Source organism: Acidovorax sp. SUPP3334, from assembly GCF_030159055.1.
Taxonomy (GTDB): domain Bacteria; phylum Pseudomonadota; class Gammaproteobacteria; order Burkholderiales; family Burkholderiaceae_C; genus Paracidovorax.
In genome coordinates this window covers 1-4,317 of sequence record NZ_BQXQ01000083.1, presented here as the reverse complement: position 1 = coordinate 4,317, position 4,317 = coordinate 1, and the positions used below count along the sequence as shown (strand labels likewise).

Below are 4,317 nucleotides of genomic sequence, written 5' to 3'. Positions count from 1 at the left end.
GAACGCACAGCATGGTTGCCTGCGTTCCTGAGCTACTACAACGCCAGGAGGCCCCACTCGGCCTTGGGCTACAGACCTCCAGCTTCCCGACTTGCCGGGTATAACCTATTGCAACTCGACATCTAGCCGGTATCGCCAGGGGTTTCCCTGGTTTTCCGGTGATGCCGCTGCAGCCTGTGGTAAGGTGCAGCTTTACAACAATATTCCTGAACACGGAGAATATCGTGAGCAACAAAGGCCAACTTCTTCAAGATCCGTTCCTGAACGCGCTCCGTCGTGAGCATGTTCCAGTTTCGATCTATCTCGTCAACGGCATCAAGCTTCAGGGTCAGATTGAGTCCTTCGACCAATACGTAGTCCTGCTACGTAACACGGTTACGCAGATGGTTTATAAGCATGCCATCTCCACTATCGTCCCAGGTCGCGCAGTGAATTTTTCGACAGCCGAGACCCCTGAGGCTGAGGCCGGGAATTCTTGATCACGGTTGATATGCCCTTTGGGCACGTTAAATGCATGTTCTTAGGCGACCTGCCTTGAGTACGCGCGACTCAAACGAGGTACCACTAACACCTGTGATTCTGGTAGGTGTGGATTTTGGGTTGCCGAATTTCGATGCTGAGTTAGAAGAACTTGGATTGCTTGCCCAGACGGCTGGCCTACAGCCTGTCGCTAGGGTTGCATGCAAGCGAAAAGCTCCAGATGCTGCTCTTTTTGTGGGAAGTGGCAAGGCGGATGAGATCCGTATGCTGGCGCAAATGCACCACGCGGTTGAGGTGTTGTTTGATCAAGCTCTCAGTCCTGCGCAGCAGCGAAATCTTGAGCGACATTTGGATCTGCCTGTCAATGACCGCACGCTTTTAATTTTGGAAATTTTCGCGCAACGTGCGAGAAGCCATGAAGGCAAGTTGCAAGTTGAGTTGGCGAGGCTGCAGTACCTCAGTACCCGTCTTGTGCGACGTTGGTCCCATTTGGAGCGTCAGCGTGGAGGCATCGGTGCTCGCGGCGGCCCTGGCGAAACCCAAATCGAACTTGACCGCAGAATGATTGGCGAGTCGATCAAGCGGACGCGTGAAAGACTTTCGAAAGTCAAGCGGCAGAGATCGACGCAGCGGAGGCAGCGTGAACGGCGAGATGCCTTCAACATTTCGTTGGTTGGGTACACCAATGCTGGTAAATCCACACTGTTCAATGCGTTGGTCAAAGCCAGAGCTTATGCGGCGGACCAGTTATTTGCCACTTTAGACACTACAACGCGTCAACTGTATGTGGCCGAGGCTGAGCGATCTGTTTCCTTGTCCGATACAGTAGGTTTCATTCGCGATCTTCCACACGGTTTGATTGACGCATTCCAAGCCACCTTGCAGGAAGCTGTGGACGCAGATTTATTGCTGCACGTGGTAGACGCTTCAAATCCTGGTTTTCCGGAACAGATCACGGAGGTGCAGCGCGTTCTGAGAGAGATCGGTGCCGCAGAGGTGCCACAAATATTGGTTTTCAACAAGCTGGATGGAGTGGCGCCTGAGCAGCGGCCCTTGATTCTTCAGGACACCTATGAATTGGCGGGCACTCCTGTGCAGCGATTCTTTTTAAGCGCTAAATCTGGAGAAGGTTTGGCATCTTTGCGGCAAGGTATTTCGGCCTTGGTTCCCAGGGTGCAGGCTTTATCCATGACCTTAGTGAACGATGTTGAATTTCCTCCGGACAGTGTTTGATTGGGCACAATGCCGCTTCGTCCACGTATTCAGAGAAACAGAGATTTTGCGAATGAATCCTCACAGTCGTACCTCGCGTTGGGCCGGATTGCCTGAACGCATTCGGGGAATGTTCAATCTGAATGACCCTCGATGGGGCCGTGGTGAAGAAAAGGGCGAGGGGTCTGCTTCAGAGCCTGAGCGCCCTTCCGCTGCGCCACCTGCGGGTAATCGAGGACGTGACAAAAACGCCTCAGGGCAGCCCCCGGATTTGGATGAGCTTTGGCGTGACCTCAATCGGAAGCTGGGGGGACTTTTTGGCGGCAAACAGGGAGGCGGCCGTCCTCCCGCAGGTGGTGGTTTTCAGCCTGACATGAAAAACGCCGGGTTTGGTGTTGGATTGATTGCTGCTATCGCTGTGCTGATCTGGCTTGGCACAGGTTTCTTCATAGTTCAGGAAGGGCAGCAAGCAGTTATTACCCAATTTGGTAAGTACAAGAGTACGGTCAATGCCGGATTCAACTGGCGGTTGCCTTATCCAATACAGCGTCACGAGCTTGTCTTTGTCACACAGATACGGTCAGCTGATGTGGGTCGCGATGTCGTGATTAAGAGCACCGGCCTGCGTGAGTCGGCCATGCTGACCGAGGACGAGAATATTGTAGAAATCAAATTCGCTGTCCAGTACCGTCTCAATGACGCAAGAGCATGGTTGTTTGAGAGTCGGAATCCTGCAGATGCTGTGGTTCAAGCCGCGGAAACTGCCGTCAGAGAAATCGTCGGCAAGATGCGCATGGACACTGCTTTGGCTGAGGAGCGCGATCAAATTGCTCCGAGGGTTCGCACTTTGATGCAGACGATCCTTGACCGCTACAAAGTTGGTGTAGAAGTAGTTGGCATCAACTTGCAACAAGGAGGTGTGCGTCCTCCCGAGCAAGTTCAGTCGGCTTTTGACGATGTATTGAAGGCGGGGCAGGAACGTGAGCGCGCGAAGAACGAAGCTCAAGCCTATGCCAACGATGTCATTCCTCGCGCTGTCGGTTCCGCATCCCGACTGGCCGAGGAAGCTGCAGCTTACAAGTCTCGAATTGTCGCGCAGTCGCAAGGTGACGCTCAGCGTTTTACCTCGCTGCTGTCTGAGTACCAGAAAGCGCCCCAAGTGACTCGAGATCGTCTGTACATTGAATCAATGCAGCAGATCTACACCAACGTCACCAAGGTCCTGGTGGAATCGCGTCAGGGCTCCAATTTGCTGTATTTACCTTTGGACAAGATCATGCAAGGTGTTGCTCAAAGTAGTACTTCATCTGCGCAAGAGCCTTTGGCACCTTCTACATCTTCAGTGGTGCCGCCTTCGGGTGCCGCTTCGACATTTCCTGCCGATTCCCGGGCCAGGGATTCGAGCCGTACGCGTGAGCGCGAATCGCGCTAGGAGAGTTTTGTGAATAGAGTTGGATTTATCGTTTCCACGGTCTTGGTTGTGCTCGCATTGTTGAGTTCAACGCTGTTCGTGGTGGATCAACGTCAGTTCGGGGTGGTGTATCAATTGGGGCAAATCAAAGAGGTGATCACCGAGCCTGGCTTGAGCTTCAAAATGCCGCCACCTTTTCAAAACGTTCGCTACATCGACAAGCGTTTGCTGACGCTGGACAGCACAGATACGGAGTCCATGCTCACTGCAGAAAAGCAGCGGGTTGTGATCGATTGGTATGTTCGTTGGAGGATCTCTGATCCCTCTGCTTACATCCGCAATGTCGGTCTTGACGAAAATGCTGGCGCACTGCAGTTGAATCGGGTGGTGCGCAATGCGTTTCAGGAAGAAGTGAACAAGCGCACTGTGAAGGAGCTTCTGTCTCTGAAGCGCGATGCGCTCATGTCTGATGTGAAGCGCGAGGTGTTGGAAGTCGTCCAGGGCAGCAAGCCTTGGGGTGTTGACGTTGTTGATGTCCGCATCACCCGCGTTGACTATGTGGAAGCCATCACGGAATCTGTCTATCGCCGCATGGAAGCCGAGCGTAAGAGAGTCGCTAACGAGTTACGTTCCACGGGTGCGGCCGAAGGTGAAAAAATCCGAGCAGATGCTGATCGACAACGCGAAGTGGCGATTGCTAACGCGTATCGAGATGCTCAAAAGATCAAAGGCGAAGGCGATGCTGAAGCTGCTCGTATTTATGCAGAATCGTTCGCGCGCGATCCGCAATTTGCTCAGTTCTATCGCAGTCTTGAGGCTTACAAGGCAAGTTTTAGCAAGAAGAGTGACGTGATGGTGGTGGATCCGTCCAGTACTGAGTTTTTTAAGGTCTTCCGTGGGAGTGGCATCAACCCGCCAACTGCACCGGTTTCTGTTCGGAAGTGAGTGGGTTTGAAGACGGTGCTTACGGAGGCAGTGCTCATCATCGTGAGTGTCAGTAGTCTGTCCTGAACAACTCGCAAGTCGTTGATCCTGCTTGCAGTTCTTGGGGTTCATGGCCGCAGCATTTGCGTCACCCGCTGGTCAAGCTGGCCGCACTGATCGACTGGGCCGAGATCGAGCGCACCTTCGCGGTCACGTTCACGTCCGCACGAGGCCGACCCGCGTTGCCGCCGCGGCTGGTGGCTGGGCTGCTGTACCTGCAGCACGCCTTC

Annotated in this window: 5 protein-coding genes and 1 pseudogene; all 6 read left to right on the top strand. The window is 53.6% G+C overall.

The annotated features are described in order from the left end of the window. Positions 1 to 126, top strand: a 126-nt coding sequence (locus AVHM3334_RS23295) for an integrase core domain-containing protein (RefSeq protein ID WP_284415798.1), incomplete at its 5' end; no start/stop codon positions are given. Positions 127 to 224: 98 nt separating this feature from the next. Then, entirely contained in the window at positions 225 to 479 is a 255-nt protein-coding gene (gene hfq / locus AVHM3334_RS23290) for an RNA chaperone Hfq (RefSeq protein WP_272551864.1), read from the top strand. Between the two features lie 94 nt (positions 480 to 573). After that, a complete protein-coding gene (hflX, locus tag AVHM3334_RS23285) occupies positions 574 to 1,713 on the top strand; it encodes a GTPase HflX (protein ID WP_502869971.1) in 1,140 nt (379 codons plus the stop codon). Positions 1,714 to 1,765: 52 nt separating this feature from the next. Continuing rightward, complete coding sequence (hflK, locus tag AVHM3334_RS23280) at positions 1,766 to 3,124, top strand: FtsH protease activity modulator HflK (RefSeq protein ID WP_284415820.1); 1,359 nt, start codon at positions 1,766 to 1,768, stop codon at positions 3,122 to 3,124. A gap of 9 nt (positions 3,125 to 3,133) precedes the next feature. Further along, a complete protein-coding gene (hflC, locus tag AVHM3334_RS23275; RefSeq protein WP_284415818.1) occupies positions 3,134 to 4,048 on the top strand; it encodes a protease modulator HflC in 915 nt (304 codons plus the stop codon). 122 nt (positions 4,049 to 4,170) lie between these two features. Beyond that, positions 4,171 to 4,317: pseudogene (locus tag AVHM3334_RS23270) on the top strand (transposase); the annotation flags it as partial.

What these genes read in the sequence shown, in the direction of transcription:
- hflK (WP_284415820.1), top strand. Translation starts at nt 1,766, where the DNA reads ATGAATCCTCACAGTCGTACCTCGCGTTGGGCCGGATTGCCTGAACGC.